We start from the raw sequence: 24,333 nt of genomic DNA on the forward strand, positions 1-24,333 counted from the left end.
ATTGCACGATGAATCACCGCTACACCCGCCTGGACAGGCTGGCCAGCAGCTCACTGCGCCTGAACATGGGGCTTGCCGTGCTCCTGGGCCTGGCGCTGCTGTTGACTGGCTTGTGCTACTGGGGCGTGAATCGCATGCTGCAGAAGCAGGAAGACACGGTGAAGTTTCACTTCGCCCGCCTGATGGAAAACATCCGCGAGCAGGAAGCCTTTCTCAGCGCCGTGTCGCGCAAAAGCGCCAAAGGCCAACTGCTGGGCGCCTCCAGTGTGCCGGTGGTGGTGCAACGGTCTTCGTCCAATGCCACCGGTGCGGTCTATGAAGAGCTCGAATATGCCTTCTCCCTGCCGTTCAGCGTGAAGATCAACCCGGCCAGGATCGCAGCCTCGCAACACGCCAGCGTCTCTACCCTGGGGGCGAACCTGGCCAACTACTACAGTGCATTCTGGTCGGCTTCGCACTATCAGTCGCCCCAGGTACTGCTGTTCAACCTGCCGGACAACTTCGATATCAGCGTACCGGCCATGGGGCGCCTGCGCGGCACGGGTCGGCCCCGACAAGAGGACTTCGATCGTGTGGTGCGCCAGGTGGGCAAGAGCCTGCACGACCACGCGCCACGGGACCACCAGGTGCAGTGGGTGCCCTATGACGCAGGCCCCGATGCCCCTGCCACTGTGCTGGGGTATATCGACATCGACCTGTCGGCAACCCGGCTGCACATTTCAGGGGCCAGCCCCTCGGTGGTGGTGGCGTCCATGTTCACGCTGGATCAGGTCAACAACATCGAACGCATCATGCAGTGGTCGATCTACGATCACTTCAGCCTGATCGCCCCCAGCCGCGAGGCATTGGTGGGCGAGTTCAAGCCTGATCGGGTGCTGCATGAAGGCCTGAACCTGAACGCTGACGGGCTGGTGTTCCGTGTGACAAGCCCGGGCGAGCAGCCCTGGACCGGCATCTATGTGATCGGTTTCAACAGCTTTGTGGACTATGCCTTCTGGCCGCTGCTGGGGCTGGTTTCACTGATGCTGGCCGGATTGGGCGGCGGCTGGGCGTTCAATCGCTGGTATCGCAAGCATGTGGTGTTGCCTGCCCACCGTGCACTTGAAGACATCGCCGAGAGCGAGGCTTTCAGTCGAGCCGTCATCGACACGGCGCCAGCCGGTCTGTGTGTGCTGCGTTGCAGCGACTACGCGGTGCTGCTGGAAAACCAGCACGCCCAGCAGTCCCACGGCAGCGCCACGCTGATCGGCGCCCTGCATCGACAGCACGACCTGGCCGAGCGGGGCTCAACCGATCTGCAGGTTGAAGGCCGCCATTGGCACGTGAGCCTTGTGCCTACCCGCTACCACGGCGAAAACGCCTGGCTGTGTGCCTTTCATGACGTTACCCGGCTTGTCGAAGATGCCGCCAGCCTTGAACAGGCGCGCTTGGCCGCCGATTCCGCCAATGAAGCCAAGACACGTTTCCTGGCCACCATGAGCCATGAGATCCGCACACCGCTGTACGGCGTACTGGGCACCCTGGAGCTGATGGGGCTGACCGCGCTCGACCCGCGCCAGCAGCACTACCTGCAGACCATCCAGCGATCATCGGCCACCCTGTTCCAGCTGATCAGCGACGTGCTGGATGTGTCGAAGATCGAATCCGGACAGATGACCATCGACGATCTGGACTTCTGCCCTCTGGAGATGATCGAGGCCACACTCGGCACCTACAGTGCATACGCCCAGGCCAAAGGCTTGCAACTGTATGCCTGCATCGATGCCGACCTGCCCGACCGGCTGCGCGGCGATCCGTTGCGCATTCGCCAGATCCTCAACAACCTGCTGAGCAATGCCATCAAGTTCACCGACAGCGGCCGGGTGGTGCTGCGGGCTCGGGTCGTGGAACAGGACAGCGAATACAGCCAGTTGCAGTGGCAGGTCAGCGATTCGGGACTGGGTATTTCCCAGGCCCAGCAGGTGCATCTGTTCGACCCGTTCTATCAGGTGCGCGACGCCAGCAGCGAGGCCGGCGCAGGCCTGGGCCTGTCCATCTGCCGCCGGCTCTGCGAACTGATGGACGGCCAGCTCGACGTGGTCAGTGCAATCGGGCTGGGCAGCAGTTTCACCCTTCAGCTGAAGCTGCCCCGCGCGCCCGGCGCACTCACTGACTGTCCTGAACTCGAGCCATCCACCGCCCCTGTGTACGTGCGCGCACCCGTCCCGGAACTGGCCCGGCACCTTTGCGCCTGGCTCGTTCGGCTGGGGGTCGACGCCCGTCCGCTGGCCAGCGACATGGGTTCGGGCAACGACGCGACACTGTTGGTGGACATGCTCGCGTCCGGTCAAGCGTGGGCTGGCCCCCGGATCAACGCCGTACCGGGCGGGCCCAACCCACCCGACCACGGCGCTGATGGCTGGGAGGTCGATGCCTACGACGTTCGCGCGATCGCCAGGGCGGTGGGCCTGGCGCACGGCGGTCACGACACGCAGCACAGCGCCTGGCCAGCGGGCACCCGCCAGCCACTGGACCTGCGGATTCTGGTAGCCGAAGACAACCCCATCAATCAGGCGATCATCAAGGAGCAACTCGAAGCCCTGGGCTGCGTGGTCACGGTGGCGTTCAACGGTGAGCAGGCACTGGCACTCTGGGCGCCCGGGGCGTACGACCTGGTGCTCACCGACGTCAACATGCCGGTTATCAATGGCTATGAGCTGACCCAGGCATTGCGCCAGCAGGATGCCGACCTGCCCGTGATCGGCATCACAGCCAACGCCATGCGCGATGAAGGCGAGCGCTGCGCGGCCGTGGGCATGAACGCCTGGATGGTCAAGCCCCTGAACCTGCACACCTTGCGCACTCAGCTGTTGCAGCACTGCGAGCTGGTTCTGCCGCAGCCCTTCACCGAGGCCGACGACGCCGCCACCACACCCTTGAGCGACGTCGACACCGTCCACGTTCCGCCTGCGATGCGAAAACTGTTCATCACCTCGATGCGCGACGACCTGCACAAGATCCACGTCGCACTGGACAACGCCGATGCCGGCGTCCTGGCGCAGGTACTACACAGCCTGGGCGGCGCCCTGTGCTCGGTTCAGGCGTTCGCCCTGGCCACCTTGTGCGCCGAACTGGAATGCCAGCTTGCGGGGTCGCACATCACGCCGCAGCTGGCCCGGAAAGTACGCCAGGTGCAAACGCGCCTGGAGACCGTGCTGAACACACAGCAGGCCCTGGACGGTTGAAGCCGTCCTGTCTTGCGTATTCGAAGAGGATTGTTGCGCAACGAAAAAAGGGCCACTTTTCAGTGGCCCTTCTTTCTGACGAATTACAGACCTTTCGATCTGTAGCTCCAAATACTGGAGCGGGAAACGAGACTCGAACTCGCGACCCCGACCTTGGCAAGGTCGTGCTCTACCAACTGAGCTATTCCCGCGTCGTGTTGATGGGGCCATTCTAGCGATTTTAAAAACGCCGTCAACCCCTTGATTCAAAAAAGTTTATTTTATTTCAGAGCCTTCACGCAGGTGCGGCCAGGCTGCACGCAGGTAGTGCACCATCGACCACAGGGTCAGCCCCGCCGCCACCAGCAGCAGCGCATAACCCAGGCCTACCCAGAACCCCCACACCGGCGGATTGCCCAGCAGGATCACCAGCGCCAGCATCTGCGCCGCGGTCTTCCACTTGCCCAGGTTGGACACCGCCACATGGGCACGTGCGCCCATCTCGGCCATCCATTCACGCAGCGCCGACACCACGATCTCGCGACCGATGATGACCGCCGCCGGCAGCGTGAGCCACAGGTTGGCATGCACCTGCACCAGCAGCACCAGGGCCACGGCCACCATCAGCTTGTCCGCGACCGGGTCGAGGAAGGCGCCAAACGGAGTGCTCTGCTGCCACCGACGAGCCAGGTAACCGTCCAGCCAGTCGGTGGCGGCGGCAACGGCAAACACGCTGCTGGCGGCTATGTAGCTCCAGTGATACGGCACATAGAACAGCAGTATGAAGATCGGTATGAGCAGAACGCGTAGTACGGTAAGCAGATTCGGGATATTCATCGGCACAACTGGCTGCGAGGTGAGCGGGCATTCTACTCGCTATGCAGGCTGTCATAAATCGACTCGGCAAGCTTTTTACTGATTCCGGGTGCTTTGGCGATTTCTTCGACGCTGGCACGGCTCAGTTCCTGCAGCCCGCCAAAGTGTTTTAGCAGGTCGCGCCGGCGCTTGGGCCCTACCCCGGCGACGCCTTCCAGGGTCGAGGTGCGCCGCGTCTTGCCGCGCCGCGCGCGGTGACCGGTGATGGCGAAACGGTGCGCTTCGTCGCGGATCTGCTGGATCAGGTGCAGCGCCGGCGAGTCGCCCTTGAGGGTGAACTCGTGGGCCACATCGTTGAGGTACAAGGTTTCGAAACCGGCCTTGCGCGTGGTGCCCTTGGCCACGCCCAGCAGAATCAGGTCGGGCACGGCCAGTTCCTGCAGCACGTCGCGGGCCATGTTCAGCTGGCCCTTGCCGCCATCCACCAGCAGCACGTCCGGCAGCTTGCCCTCGCCGTCCTTGATCCGCGAGAAGCGCCGGGTCAGGGCCTGGTGCATGGCCGCGTAGTCATCGCCGGCGGTCACGCCCTCGATGTTGTAGCGCCGGTAGTCGGACTTGATCGGGCCCTCGGGGCCGAACACCACGCAGGAGGCCACGGTGGCCTCGCCGCTGGAGTGACTGATGTCGTAGCACTCCAGGCGCTGCGGGGTTTCATCCAGGTCCAGCACCTGGGCCAGCGCATCGAAGCGCGCGGCCATGTGCTGGCGGTTGGCAAGGCGCGCCATCAGCGCCTGCTCGGCGTTGGTCACGGCCAGTTGCTGCCAGCGCGCGCGGGTGCCGCGCACCCGATGGCTGATGGTCAGCTCGCGACCCCGCAGGGCCTCGACGGCGGCGCACAGGGCTTCGAAGTCTTCGTGCACCACGTTGACGATCAGCTCGGCAGGCAGTTCGCGCTCGGCGTTGCCCACGTAGTACTGGGCCAGGAACGCCGACAGCACCTCGGCCACGTCTTCCTCGATGCCCACCTGCGGAAAGAAGTTCTTGCTGCCCAGCACCCGCCCGCCGCGCACGCTGATAAGGTGCACGCACGCCCCGCCCGGGTTGACGAAGGCGGCCACCACATCCACATCACCGCTGCCGCCCTCCATGCTCTGCTGATCCTGCACGCGACGCAGCAAGGCGATCTGGTCGCGCAGCTCGGCGGCACGCTCGAACTCCAGGGCCATCGCGGCGCGCTCCATCTCTTCGTTGAGCTCGTTGGTCAACTGGTGGCTGCGCCCCTCCAGGAACATCACCGAGTGGCGCACGTCGGCGGCGTACTCCTGTGGCTCGACCAGGCCGACGCACGGCGCCTTGCAGCGCTTGATCTGGTACTGCAGGCACGGCCGGGTGCGGTTGGCGTAATAGCTGTCTTCGCACTGGCGCACGAAGAAGGTCTTCTGTAGCAGGCTCAGGCTTTCGCGAATGGCACCGGCACTGGGGTAAGGGCCGAAGTACCTGCCCTTGGCCTTCTTGGCCCCGCGATGGATGCCCAGGCGCGGGTAGTCGCCATCACTGAGGAACACATAGGGGTAGGACTTGTCGTCGCGCAACAGGATGTTGTACGGCGGGCGCCATTCCTTGATCAGGGTCTGCTCGAGCAGCAGCGCCTCGGTCTCGTTGGCGGTAATGGTGGTTTCGACCTGGGCGATGCGCGCCACCAGCGCGGCTGTCTTGGGCGCCAGGCCCGCCTTGCGAAAATAGCTCGCCAGGCGCTTCTTGAGGTTTTTGGCCTTGCCTACATACAGCAGGCGCGCGCCTTCATCGAACATCCGGTAGACACCCGGACGTCCGCTGCAGGTCGCCAGAAAGGCACTTGAATCAAACGCTGGGGTCATATCAGAGGTTGGCGTCAACCATACCGTGGCGCACGGCCAGCAACGTCAGTTCCACGTCGCTGGTAACGGAAAGTTTCTCGAAGATCCGGTAACGGTACGTATTCACCGTCTTCGGCGACAAGCACAGCTTGTCGGAAATGATCTGCACCTTCTGGCAACCGACGATCATCAGGGCGATCTGGATCTCCCGCTCCGACAGGCTGTCGAACGGCGAGGCATTCTGCGGTTCGAACGACTTGAGTGCCAGCTGCTGGGCTATCTGCGGGCTGATGTAGCGCTGCCCGGCAAACACCAGGCGAATGGCCTGGACCATTTCACCCAGCCCGGCGCCCTTGGTCAGGTAGCCGGCCGCACCGGCCTGCAGCAGGCGGGTGGGAAACGGGTCTTCCTCGCACACGGTCACGGCCACCACCTTGATGTCGGGGTGGCTGCGCAGCAGCTTGCGGGTCGCCTCCAGGCCACCGATGCCGGGCATCTTGACGTCCATCAGGACCACGTCGGGCTTGAGTTCGCGGGTGAGTTTCAGTGCTGCCTCGCCGGAATCGGCTTCCCCTACCACCTGCAGGCCGTCGATGTCGGCCAGCATGCGGGTAATGCCCGTACGCACCAAATCGTGGTCATCGACCACCAGGCCCCTGATCAAGCAGACACCTCGCGTTACGGTGTGAATTGTATCCGGCCACCTTAGCAAAAAATCGACCGGGTGAGCTAACTGTAAACGCCATCCGGCTGACGTCAATTTCCCAGCCTTCCTACGTGGCTTCCTACGCGGCTCATCGTCACTGCAGCTTGGCTTCTGCCTGGATGAGCAGACCTGCCTGTACAGGCACAGGCCACGCATGAAACTGAAACTATGCCCGGCTCGCCACGCGGAGCACAAGCGGTGGCGAATGCAAAAAAAGCAACGCCAATAAAACAGGCTGTTCACGCTCACGACGCACTCATCAACACAACTAACCCGTCGCCCGAGTGGAACTTTCAAAACATTAAGCTGAAACGGTTCATCTAATTAAATGAAGGCGATTGGCCACTATTTAAAGTTATGTAAAAACCTCGTGGAAGCATTTTTTTGGCGCCATTAAAACACACCCAATACACATATCAATTTTTTGACGTCGAACTTTCTACAAACTATATGTCATTGTTTTTAAACGGTTTTTTAACTTTCACAAAACAAACTATATTTTTTTCTAGTTAATTTGATATGAAGTGTTGCCGTTCCAAAATTAAACGCTATAGGATGAAAAAAAGAGAGATAAGCCGCCGACGAACATCAACGTTCGCCGCGTTTCAGTTTGCGCCTGCCGCCTGAACATTTATCAACTACACAAGGGTTCGCTCAGGCGAACAGTGCTAAAGGGATCTCTATGAACATCAGTATTTTCGGGCTCGGATATGTAGGTGCCGTGTGCGCCGGGTGCCTCTCGGCACGTGGCCACAATGTGGTGGGGGTGGATATCTCCCCGGCCAAGATCGACATGATCAACCAGGGCAAGTCGCCCATCGTCGAGCCGGGGCTCGAGCAGCTGTTGCAACAGGCCGTGCAGCAAGGGCGCCTGTACGGCACCACCGACGTACAACGCGCCGTGCTCGACACCGAACTGTCGCTGCTGTGCGTGGGCACGCCCAGCAAGAAGAACGGCGACCTCGACCTGGTGTACATGGAGGCCGTATGCCGCCAGATCGGCGAAGCCCTGCGTGACAAGGCTGGCCGTCACACCGTGGTGGTGCGCAGCACCGTGCTGCCAGGCACGGTCAACAACGTGGTCATCCCGCTGCTCGAGCAAGCCTCGGGCAAGAAGGCCGGCGTCGATTTCGGCGTGGCGGTCAACCCCGAGTTCCTGCGTGAAAGCACGGCCATCAAGGACTACGACTTCCCGGCCATGACCGTGATCGGCGAACTCGACACCCAGTCGGGCGACATCCTGCAATCGCTGTACGAGGGCCTGGACGCCCCGGTGATCCGCAAGTCGATCGAAGTGGCCGAGATGATCAAGTACACCTGCAACGTGTGGCACGCCACCAAGGTGAGCTTCGCCAACGAGATCGGCAACATCGCCAAGGCCTCCGGGGTGGACGGACGCGAGGTGATGGACGTGGTGTGCCAGGACCACAAGCTCAATCTGTCGCGCTACTACCTGCGCCCCGGCTTTGCCTTCGGCGGCTCGTGCCTGCCCAAGGACGTGCGCGCCCTCACCTACCGCGCCGGCCAGCTGGACGTCGAGCACCCGCTGCTGGCCTCGATCATGTCCAGCAACCGCAGCCAGGTGCAGAACGCCTTCGACCTGGTCAGCGGTTTCAACAAGCGCCGTATCGGCCTGCTGGGGCTGAGCTTCAAGGCCGGCAGCGACGACCTGCGCGAAAGCCCGCTGGTGGAGCTGGCCGAAATGCTGATCGGCAAGGGCTACGAGCTGCGCATCTTCGACGCCAACGTCGAGTATGCCCGGGTGTTCGGCGCCAACCGCGACTACATCGAGTCGAAGATCCCGCACGTGTCGTCGCTGCTGTGCAACGACCTCGCCCAGGTGATCGACGGCGCCGAGATCATCGTGCTGGGCAACAACGACCCGCGTTTCGCCCAGGCCCTGGAAGGCAATGGCGACAAGCAGATCGTCGACCTGGTCGGTTTCATGCCCAACGCCAGCAACGCCACCCAGGAAGGGATCTGCTGGTAAGGCCACAGGCTCCGTCAAGAGAGCCCAAGGCGTTCGACTCCACGCGTCACCCGACTGTTTACCTGCCTGAGTGCCGCCTCCTTCGGAGCGCCGGCGAACCTCATGTGCGTGAACGGCCGGGTGCGCGCTGCCCGTACCAAGGAGAAACGGCACCATGAAACCACAGCAACAGCGGCCCGAGGGCCGACCCGGCTACCTGCAGGCAGGCGCCAGCTTCTGTGCCTGGGCCTGCCTGTTCGGCCTGGTCGCGCTGGCGTCGCAGATGATCGCGCCGCAGTACCTGGACCCCAGCCACCACACGTTCATCTTCATCATCGGTACCCTGGGCATGTGGCGCTACGGCAATGCCATCGTCCACTACATCCGCGGCATGTACTTCCTGCACTGGAAGTTCCCGCGCATCCGCAAGGCGGTCGAACGGATGGGCGACGATGCCCTGCCCTCGCACATGTTCATGGTGGTGACCAGCTTTCGCATCCCCACCCACACCACCTTCAAGGTGTACCAGTCGGTATTCCAGGAAGTGCAGCGGCTGAACGTGCCGTGCACGGTGATCGCCTCGATCGTGGAAAAAGGCGACGAGCAGTTCATCAAGACCATCATGCGCAACGAGGTGGTCGATCGCGACGACATCAAGCTGGTGATCGTGCGCGCCCGTGGCACCGGCAAGCGTGACGGCCTGGCCCATGCCTTCCGTGCCCTGTCGCGGCAGATGCCGCTGCAGGACGCGGTGGTCGGCGTGGTCGACGGCGACACCATGATGCTGCCCGGCTGCGTCGAGCGCGCGGTCAAGCTGTTCGCCTACCTGCCCAATGTCGGTGGCCTGACCACCAACGAGTTCTGCGAGGTCGAAGGCAGCCCGCTGATGCGCCAGTGGCACTCGATGCGCTTCGTGCAGCGGCACATCAACATGTGCTCGATGGCCCTGTCGCACCGGGTGCTGACCCTGACCGGCCGGCTGTCGTTCTTTCGCGCCAGCGTGATGACCGACCCCGAATTCATCCGCGACGTGGAAGCCGACTTTCTCGAACACTGGCGCCTGGGCCGCTTCCAGTTTCTCACCGGCGACGACAAGTCCTCGTGGCTGAGCCTGATGCGCGCCGGCTGGGACACCTTCTACGTGCCCGACAGCAACACCCTGACCGTGGAGCATCCACCAGACAACAGCTTCTGGCGCGCCACTCGCCAGCTGATGTTCCGCTGGTACGGCAACTCGCTGCGCCAGAACTTTCGCGCCACCCACCTGCTGGGCCGCGCCCGCCTGGGCCTGTTCACCCTGTACGTGCTGCTCGACCAGCGCGTCTCGATGTGGACCTGTCTGATGGGCCTGACCGCCTCGGTAGTGGCCGGCGTGGTGTTCGGCATCGAGTACCTGCTGGTGTACCTGTTCTGGGTACTGCTCTCGCGCAGCCTGGTGACGGTGCTGTTCCTGTTCGCCGGTCACCCGGTCAGCCCGGTGTACCCGTTCGTTCTCTATTACAACCAGATCGTGGGCTCGCTGATGAAGGTGTACGCACTGTTCCACATGGACCAGCAGAGCTGGACCCGGCAAAAAACCACGCTAAGCAACGGCACTGTCGATTTCGACACGGCCCTGAACCGCTGGTCATCGAAGGCGATGCTGTTTTCATCCATCGCGATTTTCTTCGGTGCCATCTCGGTACTTCTCGAACTCACGCAACGTTAAGGAAAGGCGCCTGCCATGAGTAGCTCGAACATCCCAGCAGCCCCCGGCACCACTGCAGCCAACGTGGTCCACGAGGCCATCGACGAACGCCAGTACGTGCGCACCAAGCTCAATGCCCGAGTCAGGCTCAGCGCCCCCGGCCAGGCGCCCATCGACAGCACCCTGCAGGACATCTCCCTGGGCGGCCTGGGCCTGGTGCACAGCGCCCCGCTGAAGATCGGCAGCCTGTACACCGCCTCGATCCAGCTGCGCCTGAACCAGGTCGACCTGAACATCGACAGCCAGATCAAGATCGTCTCGCAGCGCGGCGCCGAAGTCGGCGCGCAGTTCGTCGACCTCGACGCCCAGAAGCGCGACATCCTGCGCTACATCATCAGCGCCTACCTGTCGGGCGAAATTGCCGACGTCAACGGCCTGTTCAACGTGATGCAGCGCGAGAACTACATCAAGGAGCGCAAGCACAAGTACGCCAGCGCACGCAATGCAGGCGATCGCCTGCGCGCCATCGGCGGCACCCTGCTGTTCACCGCCGCCGGTATCGCCGCGCTGAGCTTCGTGGCCTACAAGAGCTACCTGCTGTTCTTCCGCATTCCGGCCGTGCAGGCCCAGGTCAGTGCCGATGCGCAGATCATCAGCATGCCCGACAACGGCTACGTGAAGTTCCTGCTGCAGCCTGGGCAGAGCGAGGTCAAGGCCGGCGAGCCGCTGGCCAACATCTCCACCCAGCTGGCCACCAGCTTCACCAGCCCGGCCGACATGAAGGCGCTGGCCGACCTCGCGCCCGGCGACCTGCAGACCCTGCTGGGGCGCGCCACCATCGAGACCGTGATCAACAGCCCGTGCGACTGCCAGGTGTACTTCCCCAGCACGCCCATGAACGGCTACGGCTACAAGCAGGCGCCACTGCTGCACCTGCTGCCCAAGGACCAGCCGCTGTACGTCAGCGCCAACGTGCCGTTCGACAAGCTGAGCGACATCAGCCGGGTCAGATCCGTGGACCTGCAGGTGTTCGGCCTGGAAGAACGCTTCGGCGGCACCGTGGTGGACTCGCGGGTCGACACACTGAACAAGAACCTCGCCCTGACCATCCGGCCGGACCGTCCGCTGCCACTGGCGGCCTACCAGAAACCGGTGGCGGTGGACCTGTACCTGGGCCTGCCGGCCTTGCCGTCGCTGTCGCGCTGAAGGGCCCCCAGATGAAACCGATGACGCCCGCCTGGCTGCTGTTCACCGCCCTCGCCTGCACCGGCCCTGCCCTTGCCGGGCAAAGCCTGGAGCAGATCCGCTACGCGCTGTTCAAGGACCCGCAAGCCGATGTGAGCGCCGATTTGCGCGTGCTCGCCGAGCGCGGTGACCTGGCGTCCAAGCAGTTGCTGGGCGATGTGCTGGCCAGCAGCGACAGCGCCAACCGCCAGGAGGCGATCCGCCTGTACCAGGAAGCGTTTGCCGAGGGTCGCGGCCTGGTGCCGGCGCTGGCCTCGCTGGCCCGCCTGCTTGACCGCAGCCCCGGCCTGCGCCAGCAGCAGCGCGCCTGGGTGGCCCAGGCGCTGACCCGCTACCCGGCCACCCTCGACCCGCGCAACACCAATGCCACGCTGGAAGTGTTCCTGACCTACCCGGACCTGGTGCCCACCGCCGAGGCCGCGCAGTTGCTGGCGCTGTACGAGCAGTCCTGCCTGCTCGACTGCCACCCCGAGCTGTATCGCGCGGTAGTCGCCGAGCGCCAGGGCGACCGCGCCGCTGCCGAGCACTGGTACCAGCAGGCGGTACGCGTCGACCCGCGTGGCGTCGACCGCTACTACGCCTTCCTCGGCGAGCGCCAGGACACCGCGTTCCCCGCCTTCGCCCGCACCCTGGAGCCCCGGATGGCGCAGTTGCCGGTGGAGATCGTGCACCGTATCGGCTCGTTGCTCGACACCATCAGCACCGTGCAGCGTGCCGACCAGCAGGCCGAACAGGATGAGCAGCTGGGCAACGCCATGGGTGCCCCAAGGCCCGCGCCCACCCCCGAACAGCAGGCCCGTGCAAAGGCCCTGGCCGATGAATGGGCGGCCGCCATGGCCGAGGTCCAGCGCTGGTTCGACAACGCCGCGCAGCGCGGTTTCGTGCCGGCGCTGGTGTCCAAGGCCAACTTCATGATCTCCAACCCCACCGAGCACAACGCCGACCAGGTACAGGCGCTGATTGCCCAGGTGCAGGCCAAGGACCCGACCCGGGCCAAGGCGCTCAATGCCTCGCTGTACATGGTCACCAACTGGCTGACCCTGGACCCGCAAAAGGCCCAGGTGCTGATCGACGAACTGATCGCCAGCAACTTTCGCGACGCGCACCTGCTGCTGGCCGACCTGTACAGCAAGGGCGGCCTCGACCAGCCCGACCAGGAGCGTGCCCTGGCGATCTACCAGGAACAGGCCGAGCGCGGCGCCACTGCCGCCTGGTACCGCATGGCGACCATCTACGCGAGCGGCCGCGCCATCTGCCACGACCCGGTCAAGGCCTACACCTACGCGCGCCTTGCCCTGGACCTGGGCGAGCGCCGCGCCCGCGGGCTGCTCAAGCGCCTGGACAAAACCCTGAAAACGGCTGACATCGAGCGCGCCATGGCGGCACGCAATGACCTGCTCAAGGAGACCACCCTGTGAAAGCGCATCCGTCCCTGTTTGGCGCCCTGCTCATGCTCGCGCCGCTGTACACCGCGTTCGCCGCCGAAGAAATCACCGGCCCCGAGGCCGACAGCAGCGAGCCGGTGCGGGTAGACGCCGACGCCAGCACGCCGGTGATCACCTCCGAATTCTTCAACAAGCTCACCGTGCAGACCGGCTACGGCCCCGAAGACTCCCAGGTGGGGCGCAGCCGCGAGAGCTTCTACAGCCTGCGCTACGAACCCTCGTTCGCCTGGTACTCACCGGAAAAACGCTGGGCCAAGTGGATGGTCTACGGTCGCCTGTGGCTCAACTACGACTCCAGCCAGACGGCCAACAGCCAGAACGAAAGCACCAACGCCTTCGACCGCGAGCAGCCCGAAGGCTGGTACGCCGAGCTGCGCGAGCTGTACGTCAAGCGCAACCTGCTGGGCGACGACCCACGCTTCTCGCTGTCGGCCGGACGCCAGCGCTTTGCCGACGACTACGGCATCTGGTGGGACGACAGCATCGAATCGCTGCGTTTCGACTACAAGGACACCTTCGCCAAGGGCTTCTTCGCCGTGGCGCAGAAGTTCTACAACTACAACAGCGACGTCAACCGCCTGGCCGACAGCGAAGAACGCACCACCTACCTGATGGGCGAGTACGCCTACCGCTGGAGCGAGAACAACTGGGCCGGCACGCGCCTGATGTACGAAGACGACCACAGCGGGCACGACCCGCGTGACCGCTACGACTTCACCGGCATGCGCTACGGGCTGTTCTTCAAGGCCGACAACCTGCAGGTCAGCCCGCTGTTCAGCGACTACCACCTGGAGCTGGCCGCACTCGACGGCAAGGTCGACAACACCGACGGCAACGGCCTGACCACCACCGGCCACAACGCCAGCGGCTGGGCGGCGCTGGGCGAGATCGGCAAACGCTTCGACGACCTGCCCTGGACCCCGCGCCTGGCCTTGCGCGGCGGGCTGACCGACAAGCCGAGCAACGAGAACGACGGCTTTCGTCTCAACACCATCCAGTCCGACCGCATCACCCGCCAGGGCTCCTACAGCACCCGCCTGGCCAGCTCGTTCGTCAGCCTCGACCTGCGCAACCTGAGCTACTACGGCTTTGCCGTGGAAACCCGGCCCACGCCGCGCAGCGCCCTGGATTTTCGCCTCACCGAACTCAAGCTGCGCGATGCCAGTGGCACCCTGCCGATCCGCGTCGACGGCGACCAACGCAGCGCGCGCAACCAGGCCATCGCCCAGGGCAGCAACGGCAACGGCAAGCACGTGGGGCAGATGCTCGACCTCAACTACTACTGGAAGATGTTTCCGGTCGCCCTCGACGGCAAGCACCTGGACGTCAACACCCTGGTCAGCGCCAGCTACCTCAATGCCGGCAACGCGCTGGATACCGGTGACGACTACCAGCTGACGGTCGGCGTCGTGATCAGTTACTAAGGGCGGGCCCCGCGATGATTTTCGCCTCAAACGTGTTCCTGTTCCTCTACCTGCCGCTGTTCCTGGCGGTGTACTTCCTGGCGCGTGCGCCGTGGCGCTCCACGGTGATCGTCGCCGCCAGCTACATCTTCTATGCCTGGTGGCGCCCGGACTTCCTGCTGCTGTTCGTCGGCATCACCTACTGGAACTACTGGTTCGGCCTGCGCATCAAGGCGCGCCTAGACGCCGGCGACAAGCGCTGGGCGTTCCGCCTGCTGTGGATCGGCATCATCGGCAACCTGTCGACCCTGGGCTATTTCAAGTACGCCAACTTCGGCGCCGAGGTGCTGGGCGCACTGCTGGCGCCGCTGGGCATCAACACCTTCACCCTGGAGACGATCTTCCTGCCGCTGGGCATCTCGTTCTACGTGTTCCATGCCCTGAGCTATATCGTCGACATCTACCGCAAGGACGCCACGCCCACCAACAACTTCATCGACTTCGCCGCATTCGTCGCGCTGTTCCCGCACCTGGTGGCCGGCCCGATCCTGCGCTACAGCCAACTGGCCCCGCAGCTGCGCCAGCGTACCCACTCGCTGGAGATGTTCTCGCTGGGGGTATGCCGGTTCATGCTCGGTTTCATCATGAAGGTGCTGATCGCCGACCAGCTGGCGCCGATCAACGTGCTGTTCATCAGCGAGGGCAGCCTGCAGCTGAGCGATGCCTGGTTCGGCCTGGTGGTGTCGACCCTGCAGCTGTACTTCGACTTCGCCGGCTACAGCCACATGGCCCTGGGCCTGGCGCTGATGATGGGCTTTCGCTTCCCGGAGAACTTCAACCAGCCCTACGTCTCGCAGAGCATCACCGAGTTCTGGAGCCGCTGGCACATGACCCTGGCGCACTTTCTGCGCGACTACGTGTACATGCCGCTGGTGCGCAAGCGCATCGCCGGGGCCATGCCGGCGCTGGTGTACACCATGCTGCTGTCGGGGCTGTGGCACGGCGCAAGCTTCGCCTTCATCTGCTGGGGGCTGTTCTTCGGCCTGGGCATGGTGATCGAGCGCAAGTTCAACCTGGCCACCAAGGTCACCACGCCGTACCGCCTGGGGCGCAACCTGCGCACCGGGTTGCTGATCATCCTGAGCATGCCGCTGTTCTTCACCAACGACCTGCGCCACAGCCTGGACATCTACCAGGCGCTGTTCGGCTTCAACGGTCTGGGCTCGCTGGAGCTCTACGTGCTGGGCGCCTCGAAGATGGCCATGTCGTTCGTGGCGGTGGCGCTGTGCTGGCTGATCCTGGCCGGCAGCAACAACGTGCGCTACTACGCCGGCAACAAGCAGCACTTCTTCATGGCCCATGTCGGCGGGCTCAAGGCCGTGCTGCTGTGGGCCGGCTTCGCGCTGGCGCTGAGCAGCCTGGCTGCGCACTCGTTCTCCCCCTTCCTCTACTTCCAGTTCTAGGAGACTGTCATGTACCCGGTGATGAACTCGGCAAGCAAGGTCAACGGCATTCTGTTCTGCCTGGTGCTGGCGGGGATGTTCGTCTACTCCCTGCCGCCGGTTTTCAGTTTCGCGAAAAACCAGAGTGACGCCTGGAACCTGTTCGTCGACGGCAAGCTGCTGCGCAAGTTCGAGCAGGCCTACGACAAGCGCTTCTTCCTGCGCGAGCCCTCGGTGCAGCTGTGGGCCGACGCGCAGTACCTGCTGTTCAGGGAGGGCACCAAGGGCGTGGTACTGGGCAAGGACGGCTGGCTCTATACCTCCCAGGAATACCGTGTGCCCAATGACCTGGAGGCCAACCTGCAAGGCCAGCTGGCACAGATCGACGTCGTGCAGGCGCAACTGGCGCAGCACGGCAAGCGCCTGGTGCTGCTGCCGTTGCCGATGAAGCTGGACATCTATGCCGCGCATGCCGAGCACCCGTTCGATCCGCGCGCCATCAGCCTGTACGACCGCTTCGTGGCGCAGCTGCAGGCACGCAACGTCACGGTGACGCCGCTGCGCTCGGCGTTTCTGGACAACCTCGGCGGCCCACCGCTGTTTCTCAAGTCCGACACCCACTGGAGCCCCGATGGCGCACGCCTGGCCGCCTTCGAACTGGCGCGCCAGCACCCGGAGCTGCTGGGCCAGGAGCGCTATGTGTCGCACCAGGTCGCGCAAAAGACCGTCAACGGCGACCTGATGAACTACATCCAGTTCGACCAGAGCCGGCTGATGCCGGACTTTGGCGCCAACCAGATCGCCGTGTACGAAACCCTGAAGGCCGAACAGAGCAGCGATGAGCTGTTCGCCGACCAGGCCCAAAGCCTGCTGCTGGTAGGTACCAGCTACAGCAAGATCGACGACTGGAACTTCGTCGGTTTTCTCAAGGAAGCCCTCAACCGTGACCTGCTGAGCATTGCCGTGGAGGCCCGCGGGCCGTTCGAGGCAATGAACCAGTTTCTGGCCAGCGATGAGCTGGGCAACCCTGACATCGACACCGTGGTCTGGGAATTCCCGCTGCGCACCCTGCTGGCCCATCGGGTCAGCGGCCAGCGTCAGATGAACCAGACCCAACACTTCTAAGGAGATACACCATGACCCGTTCGCCACGCCAACTGCTCGCCGCCACCGCCCTGCTGCTGGTCAGCACCGCCAGCCTCGCCAACGACGGCAATGCCGACCTCTACGACGCCGTGGCCCCGGCCGACTCGGCCTTCGTGCGCGTGCTCAACCTGAGCGATCGCAGCATCGACGTGACCCTGAGCGGCAAGGTCAACCCCCAGAAGGTCGCCCCCGGCCAGCTCAGCGGCTACCGCTTCACCCCTGCCGGCAGCCACAAGATCGCGGTCGACAAGCAGGCCATCGAGCCGCAGCTCAAGGCCAACGCCGCCAGCACCGTGGTGTATGACGGCAAGGGCTTGACCCTGATCGCCGACAAATACGTCAACGAACCGAAAAAGGCCCAGATCGCCTTCTACAACCTGACCCCCGCGCAGGCCGCCCTCAAGACCTCCGACGGCAAGACCTCGGTCATCGACCCGCTGGGCAAGGACCAGACCGGCAGCCGCCTGGTCAACGAAATCAAGATCGGCTTCGCCGCCTATGTCGATCAGCGCAACGTCGCCCAGTTCGACGACCTGTTCCTCAAGAAAGGCCGCTCGTACAGCTACGTGCTGCTGCCCGCCGCCAATGGCTACAAGAGCATCAGCGTGGCCAACAGCATCGACCCCACGCTGTAACCGCAGGCTGGCCTTGAACACAGGATGATGAACCGCGCATGAAGATCCTTACCTCCCTCGGCCTGATGGCCGTACTCGCTGCCGCCAGCCAGGCCGGCCAGGCCGCCGAGGCGCCCAGCACCGGCTGCACCAGCCTTGAGTGCATGGTCTGCCCGGCCCTGAGCGATCCGCAGAAATACGCCGAAGGGCGGATGAAACTGATGCGCGAGATCGTCCCGGGCAAGGACCGCTGGCTGTTCCGTTCGGCCGTCGACCTGACCAACGACTTCGGCATCCCCGCGCCCATGCGCCCGGAGTTCGCGCGCCTGATGGCCGCGTTCCGCCAGCAGGGTATCCACGTGGCCATGGCCGTGCAGCCCACCCGTGGGCTGATGCACCGCGACAAGCTCTACCCCGGGCAGTTGCACGGGTTCGACTTCGAGCGCGCCAGCAACAACCTGGCCAGCTACCTGCAGCAGCTGCGCAGCGGCGGCGCGGTGGTGCCCGACCTGATGCAACTGGTGCGCACCCCGCCGGCGGGCGAGTACTTCTTTCGCCGCGACCACCACTGGACCCCCAGCGGTGCCGAGGCCACCGCACGCCTGGTGGCCGATGAGGTGCGCCGCCAGCCGTTCTATGCCGACCTGACCAAGAAGCACTACCGCACCGAGCCCGGCGTGATGGTACCCAAGGACGGCACCATGAACCTGGCGATGAGCAGCATCTGCGGCAACAACTACGGCTTCCAGTATGTGCGCGGCTACCAGACCATCCCGGTGGCCGACGATGCCGACGCACTGTTCGACGAAGCCCCCGACCCGCAGGTGATCCTGGTGGGCGACAGTAACGCCGCAGCCCGTGAGGACGAGAGCAAGCAGTTCAACTTCGACGGCTACCTCAAGCAGTACCTGGATGTCGACATCCTCAACTACGCCCTGCCCGGCGTTGGCCAGGACGGCTCGCTGCTCGAATACCTGCTGTCCGAGAACTACAAGCCCGACGCACCGCCCAGACTGATCATCTGGGAGCTGCCGGCCAACTACCAGCTGGAGTCCGACCAGATGTACCGCCAGCTGATTCCGGCGGTCAAGGGCGGTTGCAGCACCTCCACACCGGTGCTGGGCAACCGCCTGCAGCGCCCGGCGCTGCGCGTCAACGACCGCATCGAACTGCTGAGCAACGCCGGCGAAAGTCGCAAGGCACTGGGCAGCGGCCAGGGCTTTCTGGACATCCGCATCAGCGACAAGAACGTCAAGGACTTCTACGTGATCGTGTATTACGACAACGGTGCCCGCGACAAGGTGTGGTTTCGCCGCGAGGCGGCCGTCAGCGGTGGCCAGTACTACCTGGAGCTGAGCAAGGCCAAGGAGTTCGCCGGGGCCAACCTGCTCTCGGTGTTCCTCGAACCGACCAAGCCGAGCCAGGCCGCCACCCAGGTGGAAACCCGTCTATGCCTCTGAAGCCCTGGCTGGTCGCCACCCTGGGCCTGTGCGCCGGGTTGCAGCTGGGCAGCAGCCTGGCCGCGCAATCGATCTGGCCGGCGCGGGCCACCGCCCAGTCGGCGATGATCGCCGACTACCGCACCCTGCAGTGCAGCAAACAGCCGCCGCCACCGTACACCGCCAGCCTGCGCATGCAGAGCAAGTACGACCAGCGCGATGCCAGCAAGTCGACCCTGCGCAGCCGCCCCGATGCCGACACCGAGGCGGCGAGCAAGCAGGTCAAGCAGTTCATCGCCGGGCTGATCTTCGCCAGCAAGCGCTTCCAGCGCGCCAAGACCCCGCAGCAGGCCAACATGGCCCTGGCCTGCCAGGACCAGTGGCTGGAGCACTGGGCGCAGGCCGGTGCCCTGCTCAACCCGGATGCCAGCAGCACCGGCATGGCGGCGCGCAAGTGGGCGGTGGCGGCCATGGCCTCGACGCTGCTGCTGACCCAGGCCGCCAGCAACGGCCAGGTGCAGCTGTCGCCGGCCCAGACGCGCTGGTTCGAACAGCTCGGCGAACTGATCATCCGCGAGTACCAGCCACGCCAGGCCGCCAGCTTCACCTGGTTCAACAACCACGACTACTGGGCCGCCTGGGCCGTGGCCGCCAGCGGCATGCTGGTGCAGCGCGACGACTTCATCCGCTGGGCCGACGGCAATCTGCGTCGCGGCCTGCAGCAGGCGGTGCGCAGCGGGGACGGCAGCTATGCCTACCTGCCGCTGGAAGTGGCGCGTGCCCGGCTTGCCGCCACCTACAGCCAGTACGCGCTGGTGCCGCTGGTGCTGCTGGCCGAGTCGGCGCGGGCCAATGGCCTGCCCTGGAGCGAACACGACCAGCAGACCCTGGAGCTGCTGGGCAACTTCGCCGCACGCACGGTGCTCGACCCCGGCCCGCTGCCCGAACTGATGGGCCAGGCCCAGACCGAGGTAGCCCCCTACAAGCTGGCCTGGCTGATCCCGTTCCTGTACCGCGCGCCCAACAACCGCCTGGCCCGCCAGCTGTACGAAAGCGAGGACGGCAACGTCGACAACTACAGTCAGATCGGCGGCCCGCTCAAGCCCTTCTACCCCCCTTTGCCGTAAACCAAGGACGAATCGCCATGGCCCAGCCTGCCCGCATTTTCCGCTTTACCCGACTGGCCGGCCTGCTGCTGGCCGGCCTCGCCGGCGTGGCCCACGCCGCCCCCCAGGGCCTGCCGATGCAGCAGGCACTGCGCGTGGTCAGCCCCAACGACTACCAGGCGCAGGTGCAACAGGTGCAGGCCAGCACCCGCGAAGCGGTGAGCTTCACCCTGCAGGAACGCCCGCGCCCCGGCGGGCGTGCCACTGTCAGCCTGCAACCGATGTTCTCGGCCCAGGGCGGCAGCTGGCCGTTCGAGCCGTTCGTCAACAACGGCCTGTTCCGCGCCGTGGCCGGCTACCAGGCGCACCACCCGCAGGCGGTGCTGATCCAGGGTGGCAGCATCACCCTGGCGCAGTTGGCCGACACCCTGAACAACCCGCAGGTACTCAAGCGCTACAAGGACGGCTACCTGCTCAGCTACCCGCTGATGATCGCCGCCGATGGCGGGCTGGTGCTGGAGGGCACCAGCCTGTACCTCTACAGCTATTCGGGCACGGCCCTGATCAACCAGGGCTGGCTGGGCCTGAACCAGTCGCGCCTGGAAAGCGTGGCCGGCGACAAGGCCGGCAACACCGAGCGCGCCTGGCGCCCGTTCGTGGTGGCCTGGGCCGGCAGCCATACCCAGCTGATCGGCGCCACCCTCAACCGCCTGGGCTACAACGCCAACCTGTCACGGGGCCTGACCACTGCCCTGAGCAGCCAGCAATCGCCGGCCACCCGGCCGGCCAGCGTGCTGATACGCGACAGCCAGTTCAGCGAGCTGTCGGCGGTGGAGCTGCAGCACAGCCGTGGGGTGATCGAGGGAAGCCGCTTCGAAAGTGCCCAGCAGTATGGCGTGGACGTGCGCGACAGCCAGATGCGCATGGCGCACAACCAGATTCGCGGGGTCGACAACAACAGCGGCATCCGCCTGCGCGGGCAGACCCGCGCCTGGCTCGACGACAACCTGATCCTGGGCACGCACAAGGCCGCCATCGAGGTCAGCGACCAGCAAGGCGCCCTGCTGCTGAGCGGCAACCGCATCGGCGCCAGCCGCGGCAACGGCGTGCTGCTGCGCAACCTCAAGGGCGAGATGCCGGTGCTGATCGAAGGCAACTTCATCGGCAACAGCCAGGGCAGCGCGGTGGACGCCAGCGACGTGGCTGGCGCGGTCATGCTGGAAAACCACATCGGCAACACCCCCGAGTACGCCATCAGCCTGCGCAACACCCAGCCGCTGGCCGGGCCGCTGATTCTGGGCGGCAACACCCTGGGCCGGGTGGGCAAGGCGGTGGTTCGGGTGGAAGGCATGGACCAGGTGCTGCTGGGCAGCAACCGTTTCGAGGGCAAGCCATTGCTGCAGAACCTGCTGATCGGCGACCTGCTGCCGGTGCAGGGCCCGTTGCTCGACGCCACCGTGCGCCAGGGCTGCGTGGTGCAGGTACGCCGGGTGGCCGCCGGTACCCCGCAGCCGGGGCTGACCTGCGTGCAGAGTGCTAGCCGATAACCCGCTGCATGCGCACGAAGCATTCGTCCTCACCCTGCGCGACGAAGCCGTGGCGCAGGTACAGGGCCTGGGCCGGATTGCTCTTGAACACGGTCAGGCGCAGCAGCGGCAGATGGCGCCTGCCGGCCCATTCGGCCAGTTGCTCCAGCACCCAGCCACCGATGCCCTTGCCGCGGGCGGCCTCGACCAGGTGCAGTTCGCGGATGTACAGCGCACGGCTGTCCTGGCTGAGGCTGCAGAAGCCCAGGGGCTGTCCGGCGTCGACAATCAGCCATTGCTCGCGCCAGCCCCAGGCCTGGTCGAAGGCTTCTTCCAGCCAGAGCAGGTCGAATTCGCGGTAGTACGCCAGCATGGCGCGGCGCGTGAGGTCGCGGGCGAAGGTTCGGTGCAGGTCGGTGGCGGGGGTCAGGGTTGGGGTCATTTGGGTGCCCGTCAGGGGATTTTCGGCGCGGCCATCGCAGGTCAAGCCCGCTGCCACAGGTAAGGCGGGGGCCTTGTGGGAGCGGGCTTGACCCGCGATGGCCGTAGCACAGATTCAGAGAGTCACACTTTAGGCCCCAGCTCATCGGCATAGCAAACCGGCGAACTCCCGGGCCCCTGGCGATCCAGCTCATCCTCCAGCCACTGGGCCAGCACCCGCGCATTGTTGTGCTGTTCATCCTTGAACGCATACACCAGGGTCAGGGTGCCGCCACGGGCCTTGTCCAGCAGCCCCCACCAATGCTGCGGCCGGTCGGCCAGCTCCTGGCGATACCGCTGGCAGAACCCGTCGTAGTCCACCTCACCGCGATGAAAGGCCTGGCGCAACGCCGACGACGGCGCCACCTCCGGTAGCCAGGCACTCAGGTGCAACTGATCCTTGCGCCGGTTGCGCGGCCACATCCGATCCACCAGCACCCGCTCGCCATCCTGCGGCGCAGGCGCCTCATAGGCCCGTTTGCACTGAATCATCGGCACGTTCCTCCCACTGCCTGGGTGTAAGCGTAGCTGGGCAACCCGCGTTTTTGTTGATCGAAGTCACTATGCCATCACTCAGGGTTTTTATCCTTGATGCGCCAGGCACGACTTCCACCCTACCGGACCCGTCTAATGACAACCCCGATCAGCACCACCCTTGACTCCGCGGGTGGCCGCCCCTCCCTTGCACAACTGGCCACCCGCCCCGGCCGCGCCTCCGTCACCCTGTTCGTCTGCCTGTTGCTGGGGGGCCTGGTGTACACCGCCTGGAGCCTGTTCCGCGACATCGATGCCGCCGGTACCGTGGTCACCACCTGGACGCCCTTCCTGCTGCTGGGCCTGGCACTGCTGATTGCCCTGGGTTTCGAATTCGTCAACGGTTTCCACGACACCGCCAACGCCGTGGCCACCGTGATCTACACCAACTCGCTGCCGGCGCAGTTCGCCGTGGTGTGGTCGGGGTGCTGGAATTTCATCGGGGTGCTGCTGTCCAGCGGCGCGGTGGCCTTCGGCATCATTGCCCTGCTGCCGGTGGAGCTGATCCTGCAGGTGGGTTCGGCCACCGGCTTTGCCATGGTCTTCGCCCTGCTGCTGGCCGCGATCATCTGGAACCTGGGCACCTGGTGGCTGGGGCTGCCGGCCTCCTCCTCGCACACCCTGATCGGCTCGATCATCGGCGTGGGCGTGGCCAATGCGCTGATGAACGGGCGCGACGGCACCAGCGGCGTGGACTGGACCCAGGCCAGCAAGGTGGGCTACGCGCTGCTGTTCTCGCCCCTGGTGGGCTTTGCCTGTGCGGCGCTGCTGCTGGTGGGCCTGCGCATGCTGGTCAAGCGCCGCGAGCTGTACCAGGCGCCGGTCGGCGACGCCCCGCCGCCCTGGTGGATTCGCGGCCTGCTGATCGCCACCTGCACCGGGGTATCGTTCGCCCACGGCTCCAACGACGGGCAGAAGGGCATGGGCCTGATCATGCTGATTCTGGTGGGTACCCTGCCGATGGCCTACGCGCTGAACCGCACCATGCCGGCCGACCAGTCGCTGCAGTTTGCCGCCGTGGCCCAGGCCACCCAGCAGCAGTTGCTCGGCCAGTCGGCGCAGCCTCATGTCGGCGACCCGCGCGCCACCCTCACCCTGTACCTGCGCGAGCGGCAACCGAGCGCCGAGCTGGTACCGGCCCTGGCGGCACTGGCCGGCCTGATCGGCGCGGAAGTCGCAGGCTACGGCTCGCTGACCCACGTACCGGCCGAGGCCATGGCCAACGTGCGCAACGACATGTACCTGACCAGCGAAGCCATCCGCCTGATGCAAAAGCACCAGCACGGCGGGCTCGACGCGGCCGCCACCGCGCAGGTGCAGTTGTTCAAGAGCCGCATCGACGACGCCACCCGGTTCATTCCGTTGTGGGTCAAGGTGGCGGTGGCGATTGCCCTGGGGCTGGGCACGATGGTCGGCTGGCGGCGCATCGTGGTCACGGTGGGCGAAAAGATCGGCAAGACCCACCTCACCTACGCCCAGGGGGCTTCGGCGGAGCTGGTGGCGATGTGCACCATCGGTGCGGCGGACATGTACGGGCTGCCGGTGTCGACCACCCACGTGCTGTCGTCCGGGGTGGCCGGCACCATGGTGGCCAACGGTTCGGGCCTGCAATTGCGCACCATCGCCAACCTGGCGATGGCCTGGGTACTGACCCTGCCCGCAGCGATCATGCTGTCGGGCGGGCTGTACTGGCTGCTGACCCGGCTGCTGTAGGCC

General features: G+C 64.9%; 18 protein-coding genes and 1 tRNA gene. 13 read left to right on the plus strand and 6 right to left on the minus strand.

Annotation, left to right across the window (positions count from 1 at the left end):
- Window positions 1-8 precede the first annotated feature (8 nt).
- Window positions 9-3,224, plus strand: coding sequence for a hybrid sensor histidine kinase/response regulator (locus V9K84_RS11165; protein ID WP_088514857.1), 3,216 nt, complete (start codon window positions 9-11; stop codon window positions 3,222-3,224).
- Window positions 3,225-3,339: 115 nt separating this feature from the next.
- Here the strand turns inward: V9K84_RS11165 and V9K84_RS11170 are convergent.
- From V9K84_RS11170 to uvrY, 4 genes are all read right to left on the minus strand, one after another.
- Window positions 3,340-3,415 (minus strand) — tRNA-Gly (locus V9K84_RS11170).
- Between the two features lie 64 nt (window positions 3,416-3,479).
- A complete protein-coding gene (pgsA, locus tag V9K84_RS11175; protein WP_043860267.1) occupies window positions 3,480-4,040 on the minus strand; it encodes a CDP-diacylglycerol--glycerol-3-phosphate 3-phosphatidyltransferase in 561 nt (186 codons plus the stop codon).
- Window positions 4,041-4,072: 32 nt separating this feature from the next.
- Window positions 4,073-5,896: an excinuclease ABC subunit UvrC gene (gene uvrC / locus V9K84_RS11180; RefSeq protein WP_043860266.1), complete on the minus strand. Its 1,824-nt coding sequence runs from the start codon at window positions 5,894-5,896 to the stop codon at window positions 4,073-4,075.
- 1 nt (window position 5,897) lies between these two features.
- Window positions 5,898-6,539: a UvrY/SirA/GacA family response regulator transcription factor gene (gene uvrY / locus V9K84_RS11185; protein WP_338794342.1), complete on the minus strand. Its 642-nt coding sequence runs from the start codon at window positions 6,537-6,539 to the stop codon at window positions 5,898-5,900.
- Window positions 6,540-7,263: 724 nt separating this feature from the next.
- On the opposite strand from uvrY, the gene V9K84_RS11190 reads away from it, so the two are divergent.
- The 11 genes from V9K84_RS11190 (at window position 7,264) to V9K84_RS11240 (ending at window position 21,624) form a co-directional block, all read left to right on the plus strand.
- Window positions 7,264-8,571: a UDP-glucose/GDP-mannose dehydrogenase family protein gene (locus V9K84_RS11190; RefSeq protein ID WP_088514858.1), complete on the plus strand. Its 1,308-nt coding sequence runs from the start codon at window positions 7,264-7,266 to the stop codon at window positions 8,569-8,571.
- Between the two features lie 154 nt (window positions 8,572-8,725).
- A complete protein-coding gene (locus tag V9K84_RS11195; protein WP_173925053.1) occupies window positions 8,726-10,258 on the plus strand; it encodes a glycosyltransferase in 1,533 nt (510 codons plus the stop codon).
- A 15-nt stretch (window positions 10,259-10,273) separates the two neighbouring features.
- Entirely contained in the window at window positions 10,274-11,443 is a 1,170-nt protein-coding gene (locus tag V9K84_RS11200) for a PilZ domain-containing protein (RefSeq protein ID WP_088514859.1), read from the plus strand.
- An 11-nt stretch (window positions 11,444-11,454) separates the two neighbouring features.
- Window positions 11,455-12,900, plus strand: a complete 1,446-nt coding sequence (locus tag V9K84_RS11205) for a sel1 repeat family protein (RefSeq protein ID WP_088514860.1) — start codon at window positions 11,455-11,457, stop codon at window positions 12,898-12,900.
- The gene (locus V9K84_RS11210) at window positions 12,897-14,351 is read left to right on the plus strand and encodes a hypothetical protein (protein ID WP_058540403.1); all 1,455 of its coding nucleotides are present in this window, start codon (window positions 12,897-12,899) and stop codon (window positions 14,349-14,351) included. Before V9K84_RS11205 ends, V9K84_RS11210 begins: the two co-directional genes overlap by 4 nt.
- A 14-nt stretch (window positions 14,352-14,365) precedes the next feature.
- Window positions 14,366-15,793 carry an MBOAT family O-acyltransferase gene (locus tag V9K84_RS11215; protein WP_043860260.1) on the plus strand — a complete coding sequence of 476 codons (1,428 nt, stop codon included), beginning with the start codon at window positions 14,366-14,368 and terminating at the stop codon, window positions 15,791-15,793.
- A gap of 9 nt (window positions 15,794-15,802) precedes the next feature.
- Complete coding sequence (locus V9K84_RS11220) at window positions 15,803-16,897, plus strand: alginate O-acetyltransferase (RefSeq protein ID WP_338794343.1); 1,095 nt, start codon at window positions 15,803-15,805, stop codon at window positions 16,895-16,897.
- 11 nt (window positions 16,898-16,908) lie between these two features.
- Window positions 16,909-17,553, plus strand: a complete 645-nt coding sequence (locus V9K84_RS11225) for an alginate O-acetyltransferase AlgF (protein WP_043860258.1) — start codon at window positions 16,909-16,911, stop codon at window positions 17,551-17,553.
- Window positions 17,554-17,591: 38 nt separating this feature from the next.
- Window positions 17,592-18,992, plus strand: a complete 1,401-nt coding sequence (locus V9K84_RS11230; RefSeq protein ID WP_058540405.1) for an alginate biosynthesis protein AlgX — start codon at window positions 17,592-17,594, stop codon at window positions 18,990-18,992.
- Window positions 18,983-20,098, plus strand: a complete 1,116-nt coding sequence (locus V9K84_RS11235) for a polysaccharide lyase (RefSeq protein ID WP_043860256.1) — start codon at window positions 18,983-18,985, stop codon at window positions 20,096-20,098. Before V9K84_RS11230 ends, V9K84_RS11235 begins: the two co-directional genes overlap by 10 nt.
- Before the next feature lie 17 nt (window positions 20,099-20,115).
- Entirely contained in the window at window positions 20,116-21,624 is a 1,509-nt protein-coding gene (locus V9K84_RS11240; RefSeq protein WP_255000040.1) for a right-handed parallel beta-helix repeat-containing protein, read from the plus strand.
- On the opposite strand, the gene V9K84_RS11245 is transcribed toward V9K84_RS11240, so the two are convergent.
- On the minus strand, window positions 21,614-22,045 hold the full coding sequence (locus V9K84_RS11245) for a GNAT family N-acetyltransferase (protein ID WP_054916520.1): 432 nt from the start codon (window positions 22,043-22,045) through the stop codon (window positions 21,614-21,616). The two genes, V9K84_RS11240 and V9K84_RS11245, sit on opposite strands and share 11 nt — an antisense overlap.
- Window positions 22,046-22,167: 122 nt before the next feature.
- The gene (locus V9K84_RS11250) at window positions 22,168-22,575 is read right to left on the minus strand and encodes a DUF488 family protein (protein WP_054916493.1); all 408 of its coding nucleotides are present in this window, start codon (window positions 22,573-22,575) and stop codon (window positions 22,168-22,170) included.
- Window positions 22,576-22,713: 138 nt separating this feature from the next.
- Between V9K84_RS11250 and V9K84_RS11255 the strand changes: the two genes are divergently transcribed.
- Window positions 22,714-24,330 carry an inorganic phosphate transporter gene (locus V9K84_RS11255; protein ID WP_078481067.1) on the plus strand — a complete coding sequence of 539 codons (1,617 nt, stop codon included), beginning with the start codon at window positions 22,714-22,716 and terminating at the stop codon, window positions 24,328-24,330.
- The last annotated feature ends 3 nt before the right edge of the window (window positions 24,331-24,333 follow it).

The organism is Pseudomonas sp. AE27 (genome assembly GCF_037113495.1).
Classification (GTDB): Bacteria; Pseudomonadota; Gammaproteobacteria; order Pseudomonadales; family Pseudomonadaceae; genus Aquipseudomonas; species Aquipseudomonas palmensis.

Coding starts and splice junctions, on each gene's coding strand:
- V9K84_RS11165 (WP_088514857.1), top strand. CDS start 9: ATGAATCACCGCTACACCCGCCTGGACAGGCTGGCCAGCAGCTCACTG.
- pgsA (WP_043860267.1), bottom strand. CDS start 4,040: ATGAATATCCCGAATCTGCTTACCGTACTACGCGTTCTGCTCATACCG.
- uvrC (WP_043860266.1), bottom strand. CDS start 5,896: ATGACCCCAGCGTTTGATTCAAGTGCCTTTCTGGCGACCTGCAGCGGA.
- V9K84_RS11190 (WP_088514858.1), top strand. CDS start 7,264: ATGAACATCAGTATTTTCGGGCTCGGATATGTAGGTGCCGTGTGCGCC.
- V9K84_RS11195 (WP_173925053.1), top strand. CDS start 8,726: ATGAAACCACAGCAACAGCGGCCCGAGGGCCGACCCGGCTACCTGCAG.
- V9K84_RS11200 (WP_088514859.1), top strand. CDS start 10,274: ATGAGTAGCTCGAACATCCCAGCAGCCCCCGGCACCACTGCAGCCAAC.
- V9K84_RS11205 (WP_088514860.1), top strand. CDS start 11,455: ATGAAACCGATGACGCCCGCCTGGCTGCTGTTCACCGCCCTCGCCTGC.
- V9K84_RS11215 (WP_043860260.1), top strand. CDS start 14,366: ATGATTTTCGCCTCAAACGTGTTCCTGTTCCTCTACCTGCCGCTGTTC.
- V9K84_RS11220 (WP_338794343.1), top strand. CDS start 15,803: ATGTACCCGGTGATGAACTCGGCAAGCAAGGTCAACGGCATTCTGTTC.
- V9K84_RS11225 (WP_043860258.1), top strand. CDS start 16,909: ATGACCCGTTCGCCACGCCAACTGCTCGCCGCCACCGCCCTGCTGCTG.
- V9K84_RS11230 (WP_058540405.1), top strand. CDS start 17,592: ATGAAGATCCTTACCTCCCTCGGCCTGATGGCCGTACTCGCTGCCGCC.
- V9K84_RS11235 (WP_043860256.1), top strand. CDS start 18,983: ATGCCTCTGAAGCCCTGGCTGGTCGCCACCCTGGGCCTGTGCGCCGGG.
- V9K84_RS11240 (WP_255000040.1), top strand. CDS start 20,116: ATGGCCCAGCCTGCCCGCATTTTCCGCTTTACCCGACTGGCCGGCCTG.
- V9K84_RS11245 (WP_054916520.1), bottom strand. CDS start 22,045: ATGACCCCAACCCTGACCCCCGCCACCGACCTGCACCGAACCTTCGCC.
- V9K84_RS11250 (WP_054916493.1), bottom strand. CDS start 22,575: ATGATTCAGTGCAAACGGGCCTATGAGGCGCCTGCGCCGCAGGATGGC.
- V9K84_RS11255 (WP_078481067.1), top strand. CDS start 22,714: ATGACAACCCCGATCAGCACCACCCTTGACTCCGCGGGTGGCCGCCCC.